The following is a 22,172-nucleotide window of genomic DNA, read 5'->3' on the forward strand; positions in this document are numbered from 1 at the left end:
TGCATGTTCGTGGTGCAGAGCCCTTTTTGACGGAGGTACAAGATGTTTGGAAAACGAAAAAAACGGGCGCAGCCGCAGGTGTGCGCGGTAATCGTGGCGGCGGGTTCATCCAGCCGGATGGGCGGCGAAAATAAGCTGCTGCTCGATTTGGGCGGCATACCGGTGCTGGCGCACACGCTTTTGGCCTTTCAAAACTGCGCGGCGGTGGCCAGCATCGTGCTGGTCTGCCGCGAGCAGGATATCGTGCCTTACAGCGAGCTGGCGCGCGGCTTCGGCGTGGACAAGCTGTCCACCGTGCTGCGCGGCGGGGACAGCCGCACCTCGTCCACGCTGGCCGGCGTGGCAAACTGCCCGGAGGGCACCGAGCTGGTGGCGGTGCACGACGGCGCGCGCCCGCTGGTGTCGGACCGCGTCATCACGCTTGCGGTAGAGGCGGCCGCCGCTTGCGGCGGCGCGGCGCCGGTGGTCCCGATGAAGGACAGCGTCAAACGCATCCGGGACGGCTTCATCGAGGCCGACGTACCGCGCGAGCATATCTGCGCCGCGCAAACGCCGCAGGTATTCCGCCGCGAGCTGTTGGAGCGCGCGCTGAACACAGCCGCCCGCGAGGGGCGGATCTATACCGACGATTGCGCCGCGGTGGAGGCGCTCGGCGCGCAGGTGCGCGCGACCGAGGGCGACTATGACAACATCAAGATTACCACGCCGGAGGACCTGCTCCTTGCCGAGGCGCTGCTTGAAGGGAGGGACGTCCTGTGAGGATCGGACATGGTTACGATGTGCACCGGCTGGTATCCGGCCGCGCGCTTGTGATGGGCGGCGTGCAGATTCCGTACGAAAAGGGCTTGCTCGGCCATTCGGACGCCGATGTGCTGACCCATGCGGTGATGGACGCGCTGCTCGGCGCGCTCGCGCTGGGCGATATCGGCAAGCATTTTCCCGATACGGACGAGCGTTACCGCGGGGCGGACAGCATCGCGCTGCTGCGCCGGGTTGCCGCCATGCTGAACGAGCGCGGCTGCCGCTTAGGCAATCTGGACGTCACCGTGCTGGCGCAGGCGCCCAAGCTGGCCCCCCACATCGGGCAGATGCGGCAGAACCTTGCCGCCGCGCTCGGCTGTGACGTGTCGCGCATATCGGTCAAGGCGACCACCGAGGAGGGGCTGGGCTTTACCGGCGCGAAGGAAGGCATCGCGGCGCATTGCGTGTGCCTGCTGGAAGAATAAACGCCGTGGCGGCGCTTGCCATGGACCGCTGCGCGGGTTATTTATGGGCCTTTCCATAAATTGTGTTGAAATTTGGAACGATGTATTATATGATACAAATATACAGGATACGTGCAGCGCGACGCGTTCGCGTGCCGTTTTCTGAGACACATTGACGGCGCGGAAAGGATCTCTACATGATCGGTTTTGATACGCTATATACAGGGCCCGAAGACTTTGCAGCACTGCTGGACGCGCGGCGCTTTGACCGGAATACGGAGTGCCTTGTCAAGATTTTCACCGCCGGAATGGGGAAAAACGAGGCCGTGCGCACGGCGCGGGAGATCAAGCGCTTGCTGCCCCGCGCGCACCTGATCGGCTCCACCGCCGCGGGCATTGTTTTCTGCGGCAAGCAGTACGAGGGCGCGACCATGGTGCTCATCGAGCGGTACGACCACCTTGCCATCCATACCGAGGTGTTTTCCTTTGCGGGCAAAACCTCCGCGGCGCTCGCCGCGGAGGTTCACCGCGCCTTTTCCGGCGTGGGCAGCCAGACCGTGCACCTGCTGTTTTCCGACCGGTACGCCGACGTCCATGCGTTTATCGAAGAGATAAACAGCCTGTCGCCGCTGATCCGTTTGGCGGGCGGCATGGCGGGCGACCTGATGCGGGACGGTACGCCCGGCTTTGTGTTTACCGAGCAAGGCGCGCTGGAAAACAGCGCGGTCGCTTTCGCCGTGACCGGCGAGCGGGCGGTCAGCTTTGTCGGCATCAATACCTCGCAGGAACCGATCAGCCCGGTGTTCACAATCACCGAGACCGACGGCTGCCTGATCCGTACAATCGAGAACGAACCGGCCGACCGGTGGCTGTTCCGCTACCTTGGCATCGAAGAAATGCGTTCGTTCAGCGATTGGCGAAGCATTGCGGACAACGACCATCTGGTGCGTTTTCCGATCGTACTCGAGGGGCACGGCGACGCCTCGCGCGTCACCCGGTATGATGAAGACGAAAAATGCCTATCCACCTATTTTAGCAAGCTTCCTGCGGGCACGCGCTTTCGCATCGGCTACACCGGGCCGTCCAAGTGTGTGCACGACTGCTATGAGCTGTGCCAAAATATCATGAAGCAGCCGGTCGAGCGCATTTTTGTGTACAGCTGCCTGTTTCGCAAGATGTACATGCAGAATGCCTCCAAATGGGAGCTGCTGCCGCTTGCCGAATACCACGTGTCCGGCGCGTTCGTGATGGGGGAAATCGGGTTCGACGGCACGCGGAACGAGCTGTTCAACGGTTCGTGCGTGATCGCGGGAACCGCGGAAAACGAACGCTTTGTCCTGCCGGATATTTCGGTGTTCGACGATCTGGCCAATATCGAGGACGATTCCGCCATGGTGCGTTTTGCCCTGACCCGGCAGAAGGAGACCATGAGCGCGGAAAACCGCAGCCTGATGGAAGAGCTCATCCGCCAGCGTCAAGAGGCCGGCCGGCGCCTTTATGTGGACGACCGGTTCAGTCTGCCCAATGTGCTGCAATATAAAGAGGACGATAAGAAGCAAGGCTTTGACAAGGTATGCATGATCCGGGTGGAAAATTACGATGTGCTGGTGGCCTATGCGGGCGTCGAAGCGTACATACAAAATTCCAGAGAGATCGTCGACGCGGTACTCCAGTTCATGAAGGCGCGCGGCTACGCGGATGACGCCAGCCTGTACAGCGTCAACCAGAATACCTTTTTCCTCGCGGGGAGCGAGGCTGTTTCGGAGGCGCGTTTCCGCCATATCGTGCAAAAGATATACAAGCATTTCCGTTTCTATAAATCGGAGAAGACCGGCCTGTCGCAGCTGGCCCGGTTTATTCTGGTTCTAGGGCAGCAAAATCCGCTGGAAAGCGGACTGAACGCCTTGCAGGCGACTAAGGATATCCAGTCCCACTTCCTCGTATGCGACAGCAAGATGGCGCAGGATGTATCCTACGCGGAGGAACTGCGCGTGATTGAGCTGCTCAACCGCGCAATCTCGAACGGCGGCGTGGTGCCGTACTATCAGGGGATACGCGATAACCGCGAAGGGGCGCTGACAAAGTACGAAGCGCTCATGCGCATTGTGGACGAGGACGGGCAGGTGTATGTGCCAGCGGCCTTTATGGAGATCGCAAAAAAGTACCACCTCTATTCCTCGCTGAGCCAAATGATGATCGCCAAGGTGCTGGAGGATTTTCAAAACCGGCCGGAAGAGGTCGCGATCAACGTTTCCATGCACGATATTGTTTCCAAGGAATTTCGGGAATGGTTTTTCGCCCGTTTGCAGCGTTTCCCGCACCCCGACCACCTAACGGTCGAATTTGTGGAAACGGAGGATTGCGTGGCCTCCGAAGAACTGCGGGAGTTCGTGACAAAGCTGCACGCCGCCGGCAGCAAGCTGGCGATCGATGATTTCGGCACCGGTTATTCCACGCTGGCCGAGGTCGTCAATATCGAACCTGACTATATCAAGATAGACGGCGGCATCATCCGGGAATTGACCTATAGCCCGAAGAGCATGGTGCTGCTGCGCACGGTGATTTTTCTGGCCCGTCAGTTGCACATCAAAACGGTGGCGGAATTTGTAGAGACCGAGGAGATTCAGCGCATCGTGAAAAAAAGCGGCGTCGACTACTCGCAGGGCTATTTGTTCGCCCAGCCCGTGTCGTTCGCGGAACGTTTTCCGGTACAAACAAGAAAATAAAAAACAGCTTCCGACTAAGAACAGCTCCTGCCTAAAAAGCAGGAGCTGTTCAGCTTGTCAAAGAACCTCCACGCGCCGCAGCGCGCATAAAATAGGATTTTGCCGAAAAAGCAAAATCCATAAAATCCGGGAGCATGTATCTCGGATTTTATACAAACCGACTTCAAGTGTGCCTAAAAGGCGCGCGCAGAAGCCGGAATACTCGATCGAAATGGGGCTTTGTTTCGATCGACAGACTGTCAAAAAATAGTTTTTTGACAGTCTGAACAGCTCCTGCCTAAAAAGCAGGAGCTGTTTTTTTGCGTTTGGATAGGGGCGGGAGGTGTTTAAAATTTAACGTTAAAAAATATTCAATCGGTTTTGCGTAGATAGGCTATTGGTGCATTTCAACAATAAATAATATGATATATTTTTCGGTAGCAGGACTTATATGTACATAATCAACAATAAAATACGTTAGGAGAAGGCGGAACTGACGTTTTTGCAAAAAGCATATTGACTTTTCTAATGTTATATAATATAGTTTAAACAACAAATTTAACATTAGATATGAGGTGTTTCTACCGTGAAAAAACTTTTTGAAAACGTCAAGTTCGGCGCGCATCCGATTTGCTGGTGCAACGACGACATGCTGGATCTCGGCGATGAATACTCGTTTGAGGATATCGTCGATCAGGCGGCGGAGGCGGGCTTTGTCGGCATTGAGCTGGGCCGCAAATTCCCTAAGAACCCCGAAGTCATGAAGACTGAGCTAGGTAAGCGCGGCCTTGTACTGACAAGCGGTTGGTGCGATACCATGTTCGGTTGCCCGGAACTGCGGGATGAATATATGGAGCTGTTTCAGCAAAAGGCGCGCTTTTTGAAGGACTGCGGCTGCGAGGTCGTCGTCGCGGCGGAGGGCACGGGCTCGAACTGCTGGGACCCGCGCGAGTACCGTGCGAAAAAGGGCGTGCAAAAGCTGGACGACGCGGGCTGGAAACTGTTTACCGAAGGGCTGAATGAAGCCGGCGCGTTTGTAAAAAGTTTGGGCATGAAGCTGGTTTACCACGTGCATACCGGTACCTGCTGCGAGACCTATGACGAAACAAAGCGTCTGTGCGACAATACCGATCCCGAATTGGTCTATCTGTTGGCCGATACCGGCCACCTGCATTACTGCGACGTCGATCTGGAAAAATTCTTTACGGACTTTGCCGACCGTATCGCTTATGTGCATTTAAAGAATATCCGCGAGCTGGTGCTCGATGTGGTGCGCGATTACAAGATCGATTTCAACTCGTCCGTCAAATGCGGTATCTTCACCGTGCCCGGCGACGGCGGCATGGATTACCGGCCCATCATGCAGATCCTTTCCGATAAGGGATACGAGGGCTGGATGATGGTGGAGGCGGAGCAATACCTGCCCAGCCCCAAGACGCTTCACTTTATGAAAATGGCACGCGAATACCTCAGAGAGATCACGGGCGTGTAACAAAGAGCTACCGCCCACGGATGGAAGAAAGGGAGTGCAGCGCAGGATGAGCACAGTGACGGAGCGCAGGCCTTTGCTGGAGATCACGGGCCTGACCAAGCAGTTTCCGGGCGTATTGGCCTTGGATCATGTCGATCTGACCATTCACGAGGGGGAAATCCACATTCTGCTCGGGGAAAACGGCGCGGGAAAGTCCACGCTGATCAAGAGTATCATCGGCGTGGTAAAACCGAACGAAGGCTCGCTGATTTGGAAAGGGGAGCCGGTACATACCAACAGCATCCGCGAAGCCTACGATCTCGGCATTGCCGTGATGTATCAGGAACTGAGCAATATCCAGTGCCTGAATGTGATTGAAAACATGTTCGTGGGCAGCGAGATCCTCAAAAACGGCCTGATCGACTGGAAGGAAGAATACCGGCAGGCCAAAGAATACCTGACCAAGGTGGGCAGCACGGTCGATCCCTACACCATCTGCGAAAAACTGGGCATGGGCCAAAAGCAGATGGTAGAGATCGCAAAGGCCTTGCAGCGCAAGGCCAAGCTGATTATTATGGACGAACCCACGGCCTCGCTCAGCCGCCGCGAGATCGACGGCCTGCTGAAACTGATGATGCAGCTCAAAGCCGAGGGCATCTCGATCCTGTTCATCACCCATAAGCTGGACGAGGCGCAAAAGGTCGGCGATGTGGTGACGGTGCTGAAGGACGGCAAAAAGGTCGGCCAGACGCTTCCGATCGAGCAAGCGGACGAGGAGCAGATCATCCATATGATGGTGGGCCGCAGCTTGGAGGAAAAGTATCCCGAGCGCCACGCCGTGATCGGCGACGAGGTGCTCCGCGTGGAGCATTTAAGCGGCGAAAAGTTTCGAGATATTTCGTTTTCTGTCCACAGCGGCGAGATTCTCGGCGTGTTCGGCCTGATCGGCGCGGGGCGCACCGAGACCATGCGAGGCCTGTTCGGCGCCGATCCGCTCAGCGCGGGGCGCATCGAGCTGAACGGCAAGGAAGTGCAGATTCGCAACCCGCGCGAAGCGATCGAGCACGGCGTGGTGCTGATCTCCGAGAATCGAAAGGAAGAGGGGCTCATCCTCATCCATGACGTGGTGGAAAATGTGACGCTGCCCACGCTGGACAATTTTAAAGGCCCGCTGCGCCTGCTGCGGCGGGACAAGCGGGAGCGCAAAACGCTGGAATACGGCGAAAAAATGAAGCTTCGCCCGCTGCATATCCATAAAAACGCAATGAACTTTTCGGGCGGCAACCAACAGAAGATCGTCATTGAAAAGTGGGTCATGGCCGATGCGCATGTGTATATTTTCGACGAGCCGACCAAGGGCGTCGATGTGGGCGCGAAGGTGGAGATTTACTCTATCATCAACAAATTAGCCGAGCAGGGCGCGGCGATCATCATGGTCTCTTCGGAGATGCAGGAGATCCTCGGCATGAGCGACAATGTGCTGGTCATGTACGAGGGCAGGCAAACCGGTTATGTTCCGCGTTCGGAGGATATGACGCAGGAAAAACTGATGGTGCTTGGAACGGGAGGTAAGATCTAATGGACAAGTCGACAGCATCTGCCATGGGCGAACCCAAGACGACGCCGGTGCAGAAAGCAAAGGAAATACTCGCGAAAAGCGGTCCGCTGGTCGCGTTGCTGCTGCTCATGCTCTTTTTGACGATCAAGACCAACAGCTTTTTGACCGTCAATAACTTCATCAACATCATCCGGCAGGCGGCCAGCAGCGCGCTGGTAGCCATCAGTTTGATGCTGGCCATCCTGACGGGCGGCATCGATCTTTCGGTCGGTTCCACCATGGCGCTCGCCATGGTTGTCATGGGCCGCGCGGTGGAGGCCGGCGTTTCGCCGTTCCTCTGTATCCTGATTTGTATTTTAACAGGCGCGTTCCTCGGCTGGATCAACGGCATTATCCTGACCAAGCTGCGCCTGCCGCATCCGTTTATTTCGACGATGGGCACGCAGAACATTTTCCGCGGCATCTGTCTGCTGCTGACCATGGGCACGCCGATCTCCGGCATGCCGGACATGGTCAAATGGGCGGGCTCGGCCTATATTGGCCCCATCCCGGTCAGCCTGATCATTGTGCTGGTCATCTATGTGATCTTCGGCGTTTTCTTTTCCAGCAGCAAGCTCGGCCGCCATATTTACGCGGTCGGCGGCAACCGCGACACGGCGCGGCTGGCCGGTATCAATATCGATTTTACACTGTGCGCGGTCTATACGCTCAGCGGCCTAATGTGCGGCCTTGCGGGCCTGATCCTTGCCGGACGTGTCGACGCGGTCTATCCAATGGCGGGCGTCACTTGGGAGAATGACGCGATCGCGGCGGTCATCGTCGGCGGCGCCTCGTTCTTCGGCGGCAAGGGCTCGATCAGCGGCACGTTCGTGGGCGTTCTGCTCATCGCGGTGCTGCGCAACGGCCTGAATCTGCTCGGCATTACGCCCGATATGCAGACGGTCATTCTAGGCGGCGTGATCATCCTGTCCGTATTCATCGACGTGGTGAGAAACGGCGGATTCGCTCGTGTGAAAAAGCTAAGCCCCGCAAAGGCGGCAAAATAATGAAAAGGCGGCGATCAATATGCTGAAAGCAGCGATTATCGGTTCCGGCGCGATGGGCAGAATCCATGGCGGCATCATAGGCTCCGCCGGCCGGGCCGAGGTAAAATATGTGTTCGATACCGTGGCGGAGCGGGCGGAAAAGCTCGCCGCGGAGTGGGGAGCGGAGCCGGTCACCGATCTGGACGCGCTCTGCTCCAAGGAGATCGATCTGGCCTTTGTCTGCGTACCCAATAAGCTGCACGCGCAGGTGGCGGTCCGTCTGCTCTCGGCGGGGATCAACGTGTTTTCCGAAAAGCCCATGGCGACCAGCGTGCGGGACGCGCAGGCCATGGTGGACGCGGCAAAGGCCGCCGGGAAGCGCCTGTTCGTCGGCCACAACCGCCGGTTCGCGCCGGTCTATCTGGCGGCGAAGCAGAGCGTGTCGCAGCAAACATACCATCCGCACAATATCAACATCATCCAGAACGACGGCGATATGGGCGGCGAGGGCTCGATCTGGGCGGCGGATTTTCAAAATCTGGGCGGCTTCCTGTACGATACGACCATCCACTTTCTCGATATGGCCGAATACCTGATGGGCGAGCTGGAAAGCGTTGCGGCGCTGAGCAAATCGGCCTGCTACCCGGTGGACGATGATTTTGTCATTCAGCTCAAATTCAAAAGCGGCGGCCTAGGCGCGATCACCACCTGCGGCCACGCCTCGTGGATCTTCCCGTTCGAGCGGGTGCAGGTCGTGGGCGATCATCAGTCGGTCATCACGGAGGAGCTGGACAGCTACCGCTATTGTCCGGGCCTGTCCAAGGTGATCGAGGCGAACGAATACACCAAGCTGCCGTTTGAGAAAAAATGGGGCTATTACGCGATGCACCTGCACATGTACGACGCGCTGGAAAAGGGCCTGCCCGCCCTGAACGACGGTCTGGTCGGTCTGCGCGCCGTCAAACTGGTTGAAGCCTGCCACTGCAGCATTGCTCAGAACGGAGCGGCGTGCAGGGTAGACTCCATATAAACAGAAAAGCTCAGATGATGAAGGAGGAAGAAACATGAAAAAGGGCAAAGGCTTACTCTCGATGCTGACGGCATCCGCGCTGCTGATGGGGGCGCTCGCCGGCTGCGGCGGCGCGCCCGACGCAAAGGGCGAAGCGTCTGCGGATGGCGGTCCGGCTGAGGGCGGAAAGAACGTTTCCGCGATCCTGATGTCGCTCAACAGCGATTACTGGCATATGATCGAGTCCGGCGTGATCAACGGCGGCTCGGACTTCGGCATGGATGTGACCATCACCGCGCCCACGAACGAGGCCGATGTCACCGGTCAGATCGCCATGATCGAGGATCAGATCACCGCCGGTGCGAACGGTCTGGTCTTGGCCCCGTGCGATACCAAGGCCGTGCTGCCCGCGCTGGAAAAGTGCAAGGAAAGCGGCATTCCGGTCGTGCTGATCGATATGGATCTGGACGAGGAGAACCGCGACCTGCGCGCCACCTTTATCGGCAGCTCGGAATACGCGGCCGGCGAAATGGTGGGCCAGTACATTGTGGATAATTTTGAACCCTGCAAGATCGCGGTCATTCGCGGCCTCGCCGGTCTGCCCTCGCACGACGCGCGCGCGGGCGGCATGCGCGACACGGTCACCGCCAAGGGCTTTGAGGTCGTCACCGAGCAGCCCGCGGATTCCGAACGCGGCAAGGCGGTCAACGTGGCGGAGAACATCATGGAATCCACGCCCGACGTCAAGATCATTTATTGCACCAACGATGAGATGGCGCTCGGCGCGTATCAGGCCGTGGAAGGCCAGCAGAAGACCGACGATATTTTCATCATCGGCTTTGACGGTTCGCCGGACGCGCTCAAGTCGATCAAGGACGGCAAGCTGGGCGCGAGCCTTGCGCAGAAGCCGATCGAGATGGGCTTTAAGGGCGTCGAAGCGCTGCAGACCCTGCTGGACGGCGGCACGGTGGACAGCACCATCTATACCTCCACGCAGATCGTGGACGCCGCCAACGTCGAGACGTTCGAGGCCGATCTGAACGCACAGATGGAAAAGGCGGCCGCGGCGGCAAAGAAGTAACCAGCTTTACAGAGAAAGGAGCGTTTGACACGATGAAAGTCATGGCGATCGTCGCCCATATGGACGACGCGGAAATCTACTGCGGAGGCACGCTCCGGAAATACATCGAGCGCGGGGACGAGGTAACGGTGCTTGTCGTCACCAACGGCAACAAGGGCAGCCACACGCTCTCGCCGGAGGAGCTGACGCGGGTGCGCCGCGAGGAGCAGCGCGAGGCTTGCCGCCGCTTGGGCGCGAACGAGCCCATGTTTTACGACTACGAGGATGATATGATGATCGACTCCGTGCAGCTGCGGCTCGATCTGGTCGCGGCGATCCGAAAGGTGCGCCCGCGCGTCATCATCACGCACACGCCGCAGGACGGCTCGAACGATCATGGCATGGTGGGCATGGGCGTGACAAAGGCGCTGATCTCCCTGCCGTTCAAAAACATTCCGGTCGAAGAGGAACCGATGGAGGAAATGCCGCAGGTGTTCTTTATGGAGCCCGCCGGCGGCGTGGGCTTTATGCCGGAGCAGTATGTGGATATCACGGACGTGCAGGATAAAAAGGTGCATGCGTTTATGGCCTATGAAAGCCAGCTCGCGTATGATCCCCGCTATTTGGAGAACATTGAGGTGGTGGGCCGTTTCCGGGGCTATCAGGCGGGATGCCGATTTGGAGAAGCGTTTCAGGGCTACCGCTTCTTTGGGTTTATGCCCGATTTCAAGCTGCTTCCCTAAACCTGCCGATATGCAGCAATTCTCTTCTCTTTTTTATTTCCTCTGCGGAAAGGGTCGGTGTGCAAGCGGCACACCGACCCTTTTCTCTTTACTTTTCCACATAGTTTTGATACACTAAAAACAAATATAAACAGTAAAAAATATCCTTACAGGCTGTTTTAGATATAGGAAAGTGAGAATCATGGCTAAGCGAGTAACATTAAAAGATCTGTCCGATCGGCTGGGCCTGTCGCAAAACACGATATCGCTGGTTTTACGGGACATGCCGGGCATTTCGGAAACGACGCGGCAAACAGTTTTGCGCGTCGCGGAGGAAATGGGGTATAACGGTAAAAAACGGCGGACGGAAATGCCCCATATCTGCGTGCTCACCACTTACGCAAACAATACGGACACGTATTTTTTCGGCAGGCTGCAAAACAAAATTGAATACTGCCTAAAAGAGCGCTGCTGCCCCACGATCACGATCAATAATGTGGAGACCTATCCGCTTGAGACCATTGAGGAGCTTTGCGCGGCAAATGATATTTCCGGCATTATCATGGTGGCCGATATTGGCCGGGAACTGGTGGAAAAGATTAAGGGGCTGGCGCTGCCCATCCTTTGCGCGGGCTTTTATGTGCCGGGCATTCAGGTGGACAGCGTGCTGGAGGATAATATTTCAGGCATGGAGATGATCGCGCGGCATCTGTGTAAGGAAGGGTGCAAGCGGGCGGGCTTTATCGGGCCGATCCGGCCGGATCAGGGATTTTTTGAACGCTGGATGGCCTTTTCGGCGATCGCGGAGCGGTACGGCATCGTCGTGGATAGCAAGACCTGCTTGCTCGATATCGATTACGCCGATTTTGGCAACGTGGAGCAGGCGGCGCAGATGATCCACGCGCTGCCAGCCCTGCCCGAAGCGTTCGTTTGCGCGAACGACAGGATCGCGATGAGCGTGATCAAGGCCCTGCAATATAACGGGCGGCGGGTGCCCGAGGATGTCGGCGTGATCGGCTTTGACAACAGCGATCTCGCGCAGCTTTGCACGCCCACGCTTGCGACCGTGGACAATTTTGTGGAGGAACAGGCGGTTTGCGCGGTGGAGCGTTTGCTCAAGCGCATCACGCAGCCGGGCATGCCTGTTCAGCGCATTCTGTGCAGAACGGAATTTGTGGCCGGCGACTCGTTCCGGGCCGCAAAGTAAAAACCGCCCCCGCGCCGGTATGGAAGTTCCGGCGCGGGGGCGGTTTATGGTAGGCCGCTTATTTCTTCCAGCGCTTGAGCGACGGGAAGTATTCGAGCATTTGCAGGCGGGCCGCTTCCTTATCGGTATAAAGGGCTTCGCTGCCCTCTACGTTCAGGCAGATTTCAATCATTTCTTCCATCGTGCAGTCGGCGGTGAACGCGCCCTTCTGGTAGCAATAGCAGCAGTAGTCCGCGCTCTTGGCGCCGTCCGCCTCGGTTCCGTAGTCGGCGTCCTTGGTCATCGGCATACCGCAGCATTGGCAGATGTCCGCGAGGCCGATGTAAATGTTGATATCGCCCTCCATGCTGTCGCCGCAGGAGACGTATTCTTCAAAGTCGACGCCGAAGGCGCGCGGCAGCTTGATCTTCCAAATTTCATCCCAAGCTTTTGCGGTCGATTCGCGTACGTCGCCATGGAAGCTGAATTTGGCGTACTTGCCCGCGGGGATCACAACTTCGGTAAAGCCCGCCGGACAGGTGCCGCTTTCACAGCCCGCGATCACATCGTAGCTCATTTCCTCCCAGTTGTAGTTGGTGTAAGCGCCGTATACCATGGCGTTCTCGCTGGAAGGCTCCAGCTGTCCGTAGGCGCCGCCGCCCATAAAGTCGGCCCAAAGCCTGCCGATCTTTTCCGCGCAGTCCGCCGCGTTATTTGCGGCGCGGGTAGCAAGGCCGACGATGCGGCGTTCGGGCAGTGTAACGATCTCGTAATTCATAGTATTCATCCTTTCCGCTTTCATGGTTTTATCTTACCCTACAAAAGCGGACAGGGCGTGACCGGATTTAACAGTATTTTTCCGAGAGCTTTGCGGTTTCCTCGCGCATGCGGTCGCGCATCGACGGGGGAGAAAGCACCTCCGCGCCCGCGCCGTAGCTGAGCAGATAACCGCAGCCCCAGAAGCCGGCCGGCCATACCGCGCGCACGACGAGCGACCCGTCCGGCTGCTTTTCGATCTGCGCGCGGTCAAATTCATCATATACCCGAAACGCAAGGGCGGGATCGAAGCGAATGGTCAAGTGCTCCATCGGTACGGCTTGCGTTTCAGCGTCTAACTCGGGTGGCGCGGGGCGGGGGGCAAAGGTATCCGCTGCGAGCGTCAGGTTCTCCATGCGCGACAGGCGGAACGTGCGGTAATCATGCCGGTCGCGGCAAAACGCCTGCAAGTACCAGCCCATGCCCTTAAAGCGCAGCTTCATCGGTTCGACGGTGCGGTGCGAACTGGCGCCGGTGGACGCATAGTAATCAAAGCACAGCACGCGGCGGTCGAGCACCGCCTGACGGAGCAGCGGAAAAAGCTGCTTATCCGCCGCGCCGCTGCCCCAGCTGGAAAAGTCCACGTCGATCCAGTCCGTCGTGCCGCGGCGAAACAGACCGTTCAGGCGGCTCAAAACGTTCGCGCCGACATCCACCCCGGTCGCGCGCAGGCTTTGCAGCGCGTAGAGGATTTCGTCCTGTTCGCGTTCGGAAAGCAGCGAGCGGCTGAGCACAAAATCATCCAGCAGACGCACGCCGCCGTTGCGCCCGCGCGCGGCATATACGGGCACGCCGGCAGCGGAGAGCGCGTCAATATCGCGGCGCACGGTGCGCTCGGATACCTCCAGACGCTCCGCCAGCTCGGGCACGGTCGCGCCGCCGCGTTCCAGCAAAACATAGATTATTTCAAAAAGCCTTCCGCTTTGCATGTAGCCTCACCTCGTTCGTTAGTATATCATAAAAAGAAAGGGCGCGCCGCAAGGGGCTTTAAAATTTATGCCCGGCATTTTATAGCGGCCGGTTGACAGCGGAGCAAACATTATATATAATCGATTATATTAAAACAAAAAAGCGGACATTGCAAGTAGGAGGCGGCGGCATGAACCTGACGCACTTGGATGAAAACGGCGCGGCGCGCATGGTCGATGTGGGGGAAAAGGCTGTTTCAGCGCGTATGGCGCGGGCGCAGGCCGAGATCGTCATGCAGCCGGAAACGCTGCGGCTGATCTGCGCCGGGCGGATCGAAAAGGGCGATGTATTTTCCTGTGCGCGTATCGCGGGCATTATGGCGGCAAAGCGCACGTTTGAGCTGATTCCCATGTGCCATCCGATACCGATCGACGGCGTGACCGTGGAATTTGAGGTGCTGGACCCGACCCGCGTGCGCGTGACCGCCACGCTGCGCTGCACTTGGAAAACCGGCATAGAAATGGAAGCGCTGACCGCCGCGTCCGTGGCCGCGCTGACGATCTACGACATGTGCAAGGCGGTGGACCGCTCCATGGAGATCGAAGTGGTCCGGTTAAATGAAAAAAACGGCGGCAGATCGGGTCATTTTGTCAACAAATGTGACAAAAACATGGAATAAAGCTTTTTTCGCGTTGACAAGCCCGCGGTACCGGCATAAAATAAATACAATATGACTGTAAAAACAGGAATCCGATTCCTTTTTTCTGCGACGAGGAGATAAAATTCGTATGGAGTCAATCCAGCCAATCAAAAAACGCGCGCTGTACCGTGATGAAATCAAGGAAGCGATCCGCGGAGCCATTTTTTCCGGAGAATTGCAGCCGGGGGACCGTATCGTGGAGACCCGCTGGGCCAAGGATTTAGGCGTGTCCCAGTCGCCGGTGCGGGAAGCGATCCGCGAACTGGAGATCGTCGGTTTAATTGAGAATATACCGTATCAGGGATCGTTTGTACGTAAGATCACCCGCAAGGACGTGCGCGATTCCTATTTGGTGCGCATGTGTCTGGAGCAGCTCGGCACGCAGGACGCTTGCCGCCTGATCACCGATGAGCAGCTCGTGCGCGTCAAGGAAAGCTTGGACGGCATGGAAAAAGCGGCCGCCGTGCGCGACTTCGACCAATACATTCGGTACGATGTGGATTTCCACGGACGGATTATGCGCGTTTCACCGAATGAAATGCTGCTGCGCCTTTGGGATCAGTGCAATATCCGCGAATGGACGCACTTCGGCACGCAGTATTCCGAAAAGACCCTCGATGTGCTGGCCCTGCGCCATGAACGGATCTATAAGGCGCTGGTGGCGCGCGATGAACAGGCCGCGCTGGAGGAAACGCGGCGGCATATCGCCGAGCTGGTCGATGAATTGGACGAGCGGATGGCGGCTGAGCAGAATTAACAAAAAAGCGGTGCGTTTTTTGGGAATGCACCGCTTCTTTTTTTGATTAGAGGGGCTTGACGGGACGGGGGAACCGGTGATACATTATTGTCATGACAGACATGACAAAAATGCGAAAGGAGCTGCGATATGGAGTTTACCTCGATCCCACGGCGGGGGTATGTCGAACAGCCGACGCCGCTGCAAAAGCTGCCGCGCTTTTCGGAAGCGCTCGGCGGCCCGGAAATTTGGATCAAGCGCGACGATCTGCTGCCGTTCGGCGGCAACAAGCTGCGCAAGCTGGACTATTTGATGGAGGACGCCGTGCGCGCCGGCGCGGACACGATCATCACGGCGAGCACGAACCAGTGCTGCCATAACGAGATCGTGCTGCTGCTGGCGAGGCGGGAAGGCATGCGCGCGTCGCTCATCATGGAGGCGTGGGGCGATCCCGCCTACCGCTTTGCGCAGTCGCCCGAACGCGCGCTGTATTCTTTGGCCGGGGCGGACGCGGTGGAAACGACGACCGCGCCGCCCTCCGGCCCGGTGGAAAGCATGCCGCTGGCGCAAAGGCTCCGGGAGGAAGCGCGGGCAAGGGGCGGCAGCGTTTACTTTATGCCGCGCGGCGGCGCGGGCGCGCTGGGTTGCTGCGGGTATGTGCGGGCGGCGGACGAGCTTGCCGCGCAATGGGGCGTGGACGCGCCGGCCGCGATCGTATGCCCTTGCGGTTTGGGCGGCACACAGGCGGGGCTGATCGTCGGCCTGCACCGGCTGGGCTGTCAAACGCGGGTGATCGGCGTCGGCGTGACCGGGAAAAGCGAAGCGGAAATGCGCGCTTCGGTTCTGGCGCAGTGCGGGGAGCTGGCAAAGTTTCTGGATTTACCGCCCGTGCCCGACGAAGCGGTACAGTGCGTCGAAGGCTATGCCGGGGCTGGCTATGCCAAGCCGTGCGGCGAGCAATATCGCGCGATGTGCCGGTTGGCGCGGACCGAGGGCGTACTCACCGATCCGGTCTATTCGGGTAAGGCGCTCTATGGTTTGACCGAGCTGGTCCGCCGGGGCGCGTTCCCGGCGGATGGCCGCGTGGTATTTTTACACACGGGGGGCATGAATTTATACTACGATTATGCCGCTCTAACGCAATTTGAGGAGGGCTGAAGCGATGGGTAACGAAGGCTTTTGCCGGGCCGATGTGATGGAAAAGCTGACCGGCGCCGCAAAATACGCGGACGATCTGCAGTTTCCGCGCATGCTGCACGCAGTGACCGTGCGCTGCCCGCATCCGCGCGCGCGCATATTGGAGATAGACGCGGCTGCGGCGCTGGGAATGCCGGGCGTGGCGGGCGTATATACCGCGAAGGATGTGCCCGGCGTCAATCAGCCGCCGTGCGATAAACCGATGCTGGCTGACGAACTGGTCAATTCGGCGGGCGACGGCGTGGCGGTCGTCGCGGCGGAAACGCGCGAGCAGGCGGAAGCGGCTGCCGCTGCGGTCAAGGTGCGGTACGAGCCGCTGCCCGCCGTGTTCGATCCGGTTAAGGCGCTGAGCGACCGCTCGGTCGTGCTGTACGGCGACCATAATCTGGCCTGCGAGCACCTCGTCCGCAAGGGGGATGTGGAAGCGGGCTTCGCGAAAGCCGATGTGGTGCTGGAACGCACCTATAAGACCCAGCGCATCCAGCATTCCGCGATCGAGGGGGACGTGGCCGTCGTCGTGCCGGAGGGCGGCGGGATCACGGTATACGCCCCCTGCAAGTTCCCGTTCAACATCAAGAAAAGCCTTGCCGCCACCTGCGGCCTGCCGCAAAACCGCGTGCGGGTGATCCAGCCCGCCGTGGGCGGTTCGTTCGGCGGCAAGGATATCGATATCGTCGTGATCGCAACGCGCGCGGCCGTGGCCGCGATGAAAACCGGCCGCCCGTGTAAAATGGCGTGGACGCGCGAGGAATGCATGGTCGAGGGCACCAAACGTCACCCCTTCCGGCTGACCTACCGTATCGGCGCGACGCGGGACGGTAAGATCACGGCCCTTCGCATCGACGGCGTGGCCGATGCAGGCGCGTACCGTTCGCGCAGTCTGGCGACGATCTGGCGCGCGGCGGTCGAGGCGGCGGGCCCGTATGAAATTGAAAACGTGCATACCCATATTCGCGCGGCGTTCACCAACAACGTTTATTCGGACGCGGTGCGCGGTTTTGGCTCGCCGCAGGTCGACTTCGCATCCGAATCCCTGATCGACGAGCTGGCGAGCGAGCTGCATATCGATCCCTATGCCCTGCGCCGCAAAAATATGGTGCGCGAAGGCTCGATCGGCGCGACCGGACAGACGCTGACCCGCGTCAGCCTGCCGCAATGCTTGGACCGGCTGGAACGGGAATTTCCGCTTGGCGCGCCCGAAATCACGCCGGAGGGCAAATACCGCGCCCGGGGCATCGCCTGCCTGCATCGCGGCGAATCCTACGGCGCTGCCGCGCGCGACGCGGATGTGGCGGGGACCGATGTGCGGGTGCAGGCCGATGGCAGCGTCAATATTTATACCAGCATCAGCGAAGTGGGGCAGGGCGCGCACGCGATCATGGCCAAGGTGTGCGCCGGGGTGCTTGGCGTGCCGCTTGCCAATGTGACCGTGTGCCCGGTCGACACGGCCTATGTGCCGGACAGCGGCGCGACCGCGGGCTCGCGCGGCACCATTTCGGGCGGCAACGCGGTTCGGCTCGCGGCCGAGGCCGTGCGCGACGAGATGGCGGCGGTCGTTGCGGAGCAAGCCGGCATACCGGCCGCGGAGATCGCCTTCGCGGATGGGATGCTGACCGCGCGCGGGCAAACGCTCGCCTCGTTTGCAGAGGCCGCCGGGCTGTGCGCGCTGGCGGGCGTGCGCACGGACGCGCACGGCCAATGGGTCGCGCCGCGGACCAGCTGGGATTTTGAGCGGGCGCAGGGCAATACCTACTATGCGTTCAGTTACGGTGCGGCCGGGGCCGAGGTGGAGATCGACCCGGTGACCGGCAAGATCGAAGTGACCGACCTGCTGTGCCTGCACGATATCGGCGAAATTGTCAATTACCCCGAAGCGTGCGGACAGATCGCGGGCGGCGTGGCAATGGCGCTCGGCTACACGCTGACCGAACAGGCGGAGCCGGAAAACGGCGTATTAAAGACCCGGAATTTCAATACCTATTTGCTGCCCACGGCAATGGACACCAAGGGCGTGCGCGCGCTGCCCTTGGCCGAAGTGCCGGCGGAAAACCCGCTGGGCGTGCACGGGGTGGGCGAAGCGTCCACCGCGCTGGTCGCGCCCGCGGTGGCGAACGCGATTGATCGCGCGCTGGGCGTGCGGCTGCGTGAATTGCCCTTTACGCTTGAAACGGTGCGCGCGGCAGTCGAGCAAAAGCGAAAGGAGGCGCAGGGATGAGCGCATTTTATCAGCCGGACAGCTTGGAGCAAGCGCTTGCGCTGCTTGCGCGGGAGGACGCGCCCGCGATCCTCGCGGGCGGCACGGATCTGGTCGTACAGCGCAGGGAAGGACGGCGCGCGCCCGCCGCGTATCTGGATGTGACGCGCCTTGTGGCGCTGCGCGGGATAAGCGAGACGAACGGCGCGGTTGTGCTCGGCGCCGCTGTTACTTTTACCGAGATCGAGCGAAACGCGCTGCTGTGGGAGCGTTTTCCCGTTCTTTGCCGAGCGGCGGCCTCCATCGGTTCGCCGCAGATACGCAGCCGGGGCACGGCGGGCGGCAATGTGGCGAATGCCAGCCCGGCGGCGGACTTGACGCCCGCGCTGACCGCGCTGGACGCGGTGGCTCATATACAAAGCGCAGGCGGCGGCCGAAACGTTCCGGTGGCCGAGCTTGTGACAGGCGCATCCCAAAACGCGCTGGAACCCGGCGAGCTGATCGTTTCGTTTGCCATCCCGCCGCTGCCGCCGCATACGCGGCAGGGCTTTGATAAGATCGGGCGGCGAAACGCCCTGTCGATCGCGCGGCTGAACGGCGCGTGCCTGCTCACCGCGCGGGAAGGAAAAATTGCCGGGGCGCGGCTGTGCATCGGCGCCGCGACCGACCGGCCCCAGCGCTTTACAGAGGCCGAGGCGGCGCTTTTGGAGCAAAGGCCGGATGACGCGCTCTTTGCGCGCGTAGGGGCGCTTGTATCCGATACCATCCTGCGCGAGACCGGCAAGCGCGCGTCCAGCGTTTATAAGCTGCCGGTCGCGGCGGACTTTACGGCGGCGCTGCTTCGCAAAACATGGGAGGAGGGGACGACATGAAACTGTGCTTTACGCTCAACGACCAAGCCATTGCAATCGATTGCGATCCCGCGATGACCCTGCTCGATCTGCTGCGGGAAAAGCTGCATTTGACAGGCACCAAGAAAAGCTGCGGCGTGGGCGAGTGCGGCGCGTGCACGGTGATCGTGGACGGCGAACCGGTCAATGCCTGCCTGTTCCTCGCGGGACAGGCGGCGGGCAGAACGGTCTACACCGTGGAGGGTTTGCAGCAGGACGGTGAGCTCTCACGGCTGCAAAAGGCCTTTTTGGAACAGCACGCGGTCCAGTGCGGCTTTTGCACGCCGGGCATGCTGATGAGCGCCAAGGCGCTGCTGCTGCGCGACCCGCATCCGACCGAGGCGGAGATCCGGCGCGCGCTGTCCGGCAACCTGTGCCGCTGCACGGGCTATGATTCCATCGTGCGCGCCGTACAGGCCGCGGCGGAATAAAAAAGGTGCTGTAAAATAAATTTTCACAAATGAATAAAAAACTGTTGCAAAGCGAAGAATGCTGCCAATTTTGTCATTCCGAGAAGCGAAGCGACGTAGAATCTCGCGCGAACGCGCGTTCGCGCGAGATTCTACACTTCGTTCAGAATGACATTTGGGTACTCTTCTATTTTGCAACAGTTTTTTTACAGCCTTTTTTTGTTCAATGCTTGTTTTGATCCGATTGCAGGCGCTGCAAGATCGTATCGGTATGCCGCTGGGCGGCGGCTGCCGCGCCGGCCGGGTCGCCGGACTTGATCGCGTCCACGATCGCCTGATGCTGCGCGTGCGACTGGATGCGCGCGTCCGGGTCGGGCAGGTTGCGGTAAAACACGCGCTCGTCCTGCGTGAGCAGGCGGTCATAAAACTCCATAAGAAAGCGGTTGCCGCACTTTTCCGCGCAAAGGCGGTGGAACTCGATATCGGCCTCGATCGCGCGCAGCCAGTTCCGGCTGTCAATGGCGAGCCGCGCCACCGCTAGGCAGTGGTCCAAATCAAGCGCGGCCTCGGGGGTGATATGCTCGGCGCACAGCCGCGCGGCCAATACCTCGATCGCGCCGCGCACCTGCATGTATTCATAGCGGTCGCCCAGATCGAGCGCGGCGACGCGCGTGCCGACGCCGGGCTCGCTTTCGAGCCAGCCCTCAATCGCAAGGCGCTTCATGGCGTCCGTGATCGGGGTGCGGCCCAGACCGAACCGCGCGGCCAGATCGCGGATGGATACCTGCTGGCCGGGCTGAAGGCCGCCGCTTATGATTGCCGAGCGGATCGCTTCATACGCCGCGCGTTCCTTAGTGGCGGGCCGGGGCGTGGGGGACATAGAATAACACTCCTTTCCTGTGACATGACAGGTACGACATTTCTTTTACCAGCATAAGTCAGGGAAGGAAAAAAGTCAAGCAAAAACGGCAAAGCGTTATTTTCTACCAAGAATAAGGCCCTTTGTAGGATTATATAAAAACGATTATTAATTTTTTAACAACCTTACAAACTTCCTGTGACTTGTGTAAAACATCCAGAAAACGCCTTGACTTTGCCGAAGGAGAATGACATAATACACACAATCCGATAATCGATTATATAAAATATTTAATATATAATCGACAAGGCATATCGGAACACTCGGAAATCAAAGAGAAAGTTTGGAGGAATCAACATGAAACGATTGGTAGCATTATTACTGAGCGGTATGATGACCCTTGGCATGCTGTCCGGCTGCGGTGGCGGCGGAGAAGCGGGCGGCGATACGCCGGACACGAACGCGCAGGCGGGCGGCGATGCGCCCGCGTCGTCGAGCGACATCGTGGTAGGCTTTTCGACCGGCGCGGCCGGCACCACGTTCCGTCAGGAAGGGATTGACGACTTTACCACGGTCGCCGAAGAGTACAAGGCCGAAGGCCGTATCAAGGATTACAAGATTGTTAACAACACGACCAACTGGGACTCCAACGAACAGGCCAACATCATCCGCGACTTCATCAACGATGATTCGATCAACGTCATCGTGGTCAACCCGAACAGCCCGACCGATCTGAACGGCGTGCTGGCGGAAGCGGTAGCGGCGGGCAAGACGGTCGTCGCCGCCGACTGCGAGGTCGATGTGGAAGGCGTTTACTGCGTCTCGATCGATCATTACGCTTGGGGCGAACGCGTAGCCAAGTACATCTGCGAAGCGCTGGACGGCAAGGGCAACGTGATTCAGGTCTACGGCGGCGAGGGCCACCCGGCCAACAACGAACGTATCCGCGCGACCGAGGACGTGCTGAAAAACTATCCCGATATCAATCTGGTCGCTTCCACCAGCGGCGGCTGGGACAATCAGGTCGCCAAGCAGGTCACCTCTCAGATCCTAGGCGGCGGCACCGAGATCGACGGCCTGATCACGCAGGACTCGATGGGCTTCGGCTGCCTGACCGCGTTCACCGATCTGGGCAAGTGCCCCAAGGCCGCGTTTATCGAGTGCGGCACGGCCAACTATAAGGAATACGTGAAGCTTAAGGAAGAGGGCAAGGATATCAAGGTTTGCTCGCAGCCGAACCCGCCGAGCATCGTCGCGTCCGGCCTGCGCATCGCGGTCAATCTGGCCGAGGATAAGCAGCTCGATGAATCCAAGCTGGGCGGCCTGTACGGCAGAGCCTGCATCTACGATGTGAAGAACTGGTATACGGACGACAATATCGCCGACGTAGAGCCGCTTCTTGAGGGCAAGGGCGACGATTACCTGCTGACCGAGTACTGGAGCGAAGACGAGGCGCAGGCATTCTTTAAGTAACAAGCGTAGGGGCGTGGGGGGGGGGGGGGGGGGGGGGGGGGGGGGGG

Annotated in this window: 20 protein-coding genes; 17 read left to right on the plus strand and 3 right to left on the minus strand. The window is 59.3% G+C overall.

Features of this window, described 5'->3' with window-relative positions; all coding sequences use genetic code 11:
- Window positions 1-42: 42 nt before the first annotated feature.
- The 10 genes from ispD to NE562_RS08695 all read left to right on the plus strand — a co-directional run bounded on the left by ispD (window position 43) and on the right by NE562_RS08695 (window position 11,962).
- Entirely contained in the window at window positions 43-759 is a 717-nt protein-coding gene (gene ispD / locus NE562_RS08650; RefSeq protein WP_280962006.1) for a 2-C-methyl-D-erythritol 4-phosphate cytidylyltransferase, read from the plus strand.
- On the plus strand, window positions 756-1,226 hold the full coding sequence (gene ispF / locus NE562_RS08655; RefSeq protein WP_317863895.1) for a 2-C-methyl-D-erythritol 2,4-cyclodiphosphate synthase: 471 nt from the start codon (window positions 756-758) through the stop codon (window positions 1,224-1,226). Before ispD ends, ispF begins: the two co-directional genes overlap by 4 nt.
- Window positions 1,227-1,402: 176 nt before the next feature.
- Window positions 1,403-3,931, plus strand: coding sequence for an EAL domain-containing protein (locus tag NE562_RS08660; RefSeq protein ID WP_280962007.1), 2,529 nt, complete (start codon window positions 1,403-1,405; stop codon window positions 3,929-3,931).
- 565 nt (window positions 3,932-4,496) lie between these two features.
- Window positions 4,497-5,402 carry a myo-inosose-2 dehydratase gene (gene iolE / locus NE562_RS08665; protein WP_280962008.1) on the plus strand — a complete coding sequence of 302 codons (906 nt, stop codon included), beginning with the start codon at window positions 4,497-4,499 and terminating at the stop codon, window positions 5,400-5,402.
- A gap of 46 nt (window positions 5,403-5,448) precedes the next feature.
- Window positions 5,449-6,960, plus strand: a complete 1,512-nt coding sequence (locus tag NE562_RS08670; protein WP_280962009.1) for a sugar ABC transporter ATP-binding protein — start codon at window positions 5,449-5,451, stop codon at window positions 6,958-6,960.
- Complete coding sequence (locus tag NE562_RS08675) at window positions 6,960-7,985, plus strand: ABC transporter permease (protein ID WP_280962010.1); 1,026 nt, start codon at window positions 6,960-6,962, stop codon at window positions 7,983-7,985. The genes NE562_RS08670 and NE562_RS08675 overlap by 1 nt, the downstream gene beginning before the upstream one ends.
- 19 nt (window positions 7,986-8,004) lie before the next feature.
- On the plus strand, window positions 8,005-8,994 hold the full coding sequence (locus NE562_RS08680) for a Gfo/Idh/MocA family protein (RefSeq protein ID WP_280962011.1): 990 nt from the start codon (window positions 8,005-8,007) through the stop codon (window positions 8,992-8,994).
- 34 nt (window positions 8,995-9,028) lie between these two features.
- Entirely contained in the window at window positions 9,029-10,054 is a 1,026-nt protein-coding gene (locus NE562_RS08685; protein WP_280962012.1) for a sugar ABC transporter substrate-binding protein, read from the plus strand.
- A 32-nt stretch (window positions 10,055-10,086) separates the two neighbouring features.
- Window positions 10,087-10,776: a PIG-L deacetylase family protein gene (locus NE562_RS08690; RefSeq protein ID WP_280962013.1), complete on the plus strand. Its 690-nt coding sequence runs from the start codon at window positions 10,087-10,089 to the stop codon at window positions 10,774-10,776.
- Window positions 10,777-10,957: 181 nt separating this feature from the next.
- Entirely contained in the window at window positions 10,958-11,962 is a 1,005-nt protein-coding gene (locus NE562_RS08695) for a LacI family DNA-binding transcriptional regulator (protein ID WP_280962014.1), read from the plus strand.
- A gap of 58 nt (window positions 11,963-12,020) precedes the next feature.
- On the opposite strand, the gene NE562_RS17815 is transcribed toward NE562_RS08695, so the two are convergent.
- The gene (locus tag NE562_RS17815; RefSeq protein WP_330645882.1) at window positions 12,021-12,719 is read right to left on the minus strand and encodes a zinc ribbon domain-containing protein; all 699 of its coding nucleotides are present in this window, start codon (window positions 12,717-12,719) and stop codon (window positions 12,021-12,023) included.
- 67 nt (window positions 12,720-12,786) lie between these two features.
- Window positions 12,787-13,686: a helix-turn-helix transcriptional regulator gene (locus NE562_RS08710; RefSeq protein WP_280962015.1), complete on the minus strand. Its 900-nt coding sequence runs from the start codon at window positions 13,684-13,686 to the stop codon at window positions 12,787-12,789.
- 170 nt (window positions 13,687-13,856) lie between these two features.
- Between NE562_RS08710 and moaC the strand changes: the two genes are divergently transcribed.
- From moaC to NE562_RS08740, 6 genes are all read left to right on the plus strand, one after another.
- The gene (gene moaC, locus NE562_RS08715) at window positions 13,857-14,345 is read left to right on the plus strand and encodes a cyclic pyranopterin monophosphate synthase MoaC (protein WP_280962016.1); all 489 of its coding nucleotides are present in this window, start codon (window positions 13,857-13,859) and stop codon (window positions 14,343-14,345) included.
- Between the two features lie 109 nt (window positions 14,346-14,454).
- Window positions 14,455-15,123 carry a GntR family transcriptional regulator gene (locus tag NE562_RS08720; protein ID WP_280962017.1) on the plus strand — a complete coding sequence of 223 codons (669 nt, stop codon included), beginning with the start codon at window positions 14,455-14,457 and terminating at the stop codon, window positions 15,121-15,123.
- A 129-nt stretch (window positions 15,124-15,252) separates the two neighbouring features.
- A complete protein-coding gene (locus NE562_RS08725; RefSeq protein WP_280962018.1) occupies window positions 15,253-16,260 on the plus strand; it encodes a pyridoxal-phosphate dependent enzyme in 1,008 nt (335 codons plus the stop codon).
- 4 nt (window positions 16,261-16,264) lie between these two features.
- Window positions 16,265-18,514 carry a xanthine dehydrogenase family protein molybdopterin-binding subunit gene (locus NE562_RS08730; RefSeq protein WP_280962019.1) on the plus strand — a complete coding sequence of 750 codons (2,250 nt, stop codon included), beginning with the start codon at window positions 16,265-16,267 and terminating at the stop codon, window positions 18,512-18,514.
- The gene (locus NE562_RS08735; RefSeq protein ID WP_280962020.1) at window positions 18,511-19,365 is read left to right on the plus strand and encodes an FAD binding domain-containing protein; all 855 of its coding nucleotides are present in this window, start codon (window positions 18,511-18,513) and stop codon (window positions 19,363-19,365) included. Before NE562_RS08730 ends, NE562_RS08735 begins: the two co-directional genes overlap by 4 nt.
- A complete protein-coding gene (locus NE562_RS08740) occupies window positions 19,362-19,814 on the plus strand; it encodes a (2Fe-2S)-binding protein (RefSeq protein WP_280962021.1) in 453 nt (150 codons plus the stop codon). Before NE562_RS08735 ends, NE562_RS08740 begins: the two co-directional genes overlap by 4 nt.
- Before the next feature lie 202 nt (window positions 19,815-20,016).
- On the opposite strand, the gene NE562_RS08745 is transcribed toward NE562_RS08740, so the two are convergent.
- Window positions 20,017-20,673, minus strand: coding sequence for a GntR family transcriptional regulator (locus NE562_RS08745; RefSeq protein ID WP_280962022.1), 657 nt, complete (start codon window positions 20,671-20,673; stop codon window positions 20,017-20,019).
- A 336-nt stretch (window positions 20,674-21,009) separates the two neighbouring features.
- On the opposite strand from NE562_RS08745, the gene NE562_RS08750 reads away from it, so the two are divergent.
- Window positions 21,010-22,125, plus strand: coding sequence for a substrate-binding domain-containing protein (locus NE562_RS08750; RefSeq protein ID WP_280962023.1), 1,116 nt, complete (start codon window positions 21,010-21,012; stop codon window positions 22,123-22,125).
- Window positions 22,126-22,172 lie beyond the last annotated feature (47 nt).

Source organism: Butyricicoccus faecihominis (assembly GCF_024462775.1).
Lineage (GTDB): Bacteria > Bacillota > Clostridia > Oscillospirales > Butyricicoccaceae > Agathobaculum > Agathobaculum faecihominis_A.

What these genes read in the sequence shown, in the direction of transcription:
- ispD (WP_280962006.1), top strand. Translation starts at nt 43, where the DNA reads ATGTTTGGAAAACGAAAAAAACGGGCGCAGCCGCAGGTGTGCGCGGTA.
- NE562_RS08660 (WP_280962007.1), top strand. Translation starts at nt 1,403, where the DNA reads ATGATCGGTTTTGATACGCTATATACAGGGCCCGAAGACTTTGCAGCA.
- NE562_RS08670 (WP_280962009.1), top strand. Translation starts at nt 5,449, where the DNA reads ATGAGCACAGTGACGGAGCGCAGGCCTTTGCTGGAGATCACGGGCCTG.
- NE562_RS08675 (WP_280962010.1), top strand. Translation starts at nt 6,960, where the DNA reads ATGGACAAGTCGACAGCATCTGCCATGGGCGAACCCAAGACGACGCCG.
- NE562_RS08680 (WP_280962011.1), top strand. Translation starts at nt 8,005, where the DNA reads ATGCTGAAAGCAGCGATTATCGGTTCCGGCGCGATGGGCAGAATCCAT.
- NE562_RS08685 (WP_280962012.1), top strand. Translation starts at nt 9,029, where the DNA reads ATGAAAAAGGGCAAAGGCTTACTCTCGATGCTGACGGCATCCGCGCTG.
- NE562_RS08690 (WP_280962013.1), top strand. Translation starts at nt 10,087, where the DNA reads ATGAAAGTCATGGCGATCGTCGCCCATATGGACGACGCGGAAATCTAC.
- NE562_RS08695 (WP_280962014.1), top strand. Translation starts at nt 10,958, where the DNA reads ATGGCTAAGCGAGTAACATTAAAAGATCTGTCCGATCGGCTGGGCCTG.
- NE562_RS17815 (WP_330645882.1), bottom strand. Translation starts at nt 12,719, where the DNA reads ATGAATTACGAGATCGTTACACTGCCCGAACGCCGCATCGTCGGCCTT.
- NE562_RS08710 (WP_280962015.1), bottom strand. Translation starts at nt 13,686, where the DNA reads ATGCAAAGCGGAAGGCTTTTTGAAATAATCTATGTTTTGCTGGAACGC.
- moaC (WP_280962016.1), top strand. Translation starts at nt 13,857, where the DNA reads ATGAACCTGACGCACTTGGATGAAAACGGCGCGGCGCGCATGGTCGAT.
- NE562_RS08720 (WP_280962017.1), top strand. Translation starts at nt 14,455, where the DNA reads ATGGAGTCAATCCAGCCAATCAAAAAACGCGCGCTGTACCGTGATGAA.
- NE562_RS08725 (WP_280962018.1), top strand. Translation starts at nt 15,253, where the DNA reads ATGGAGTTTACCTCGATCCCACGGCGGGGGTATGTCGAACAGCCGACG.
- NE562_RS08730 (WP_280962019.1), top strand. Translation starts at nt 16,265, where the DNA reads ATGGGTAACGAAGGCTTTTGCCGGGCCGATGTGATGGAAAAGCTGACC.
- NE562_RS08735 (WP_280962020.1), top strand. Translation starts at nt 18,511, where the DNA reads ATGAGCGCATTTTATCAGCCGGACAGCTTGGAGCAAGCGCTTGCGCTG.
- NE562_RS08740 (WP_280962021.1), top strand. Translation starts at nt 19,362, where the DNA reads ATGAAACTGTGCTTTACGCTCAACGACCAAGCCATTGCAATCGATTGC.
- NE562_RS08745 (WP_280962022.1), bottom strand. Translation starts at nt 20,673, where the DNA reads ATGTCCCCCACGCCCCGGCCCGCCACTAAGGAACGCGCGGCGTATGAA.
- NE562_RS08750 (WP_280962023.1), top strand. Translation starts at nt 21,010, where the DNA reads ATGAAACGATTGGTAGCATTATTACTGAGCGGTATGATGACCCTTGGC.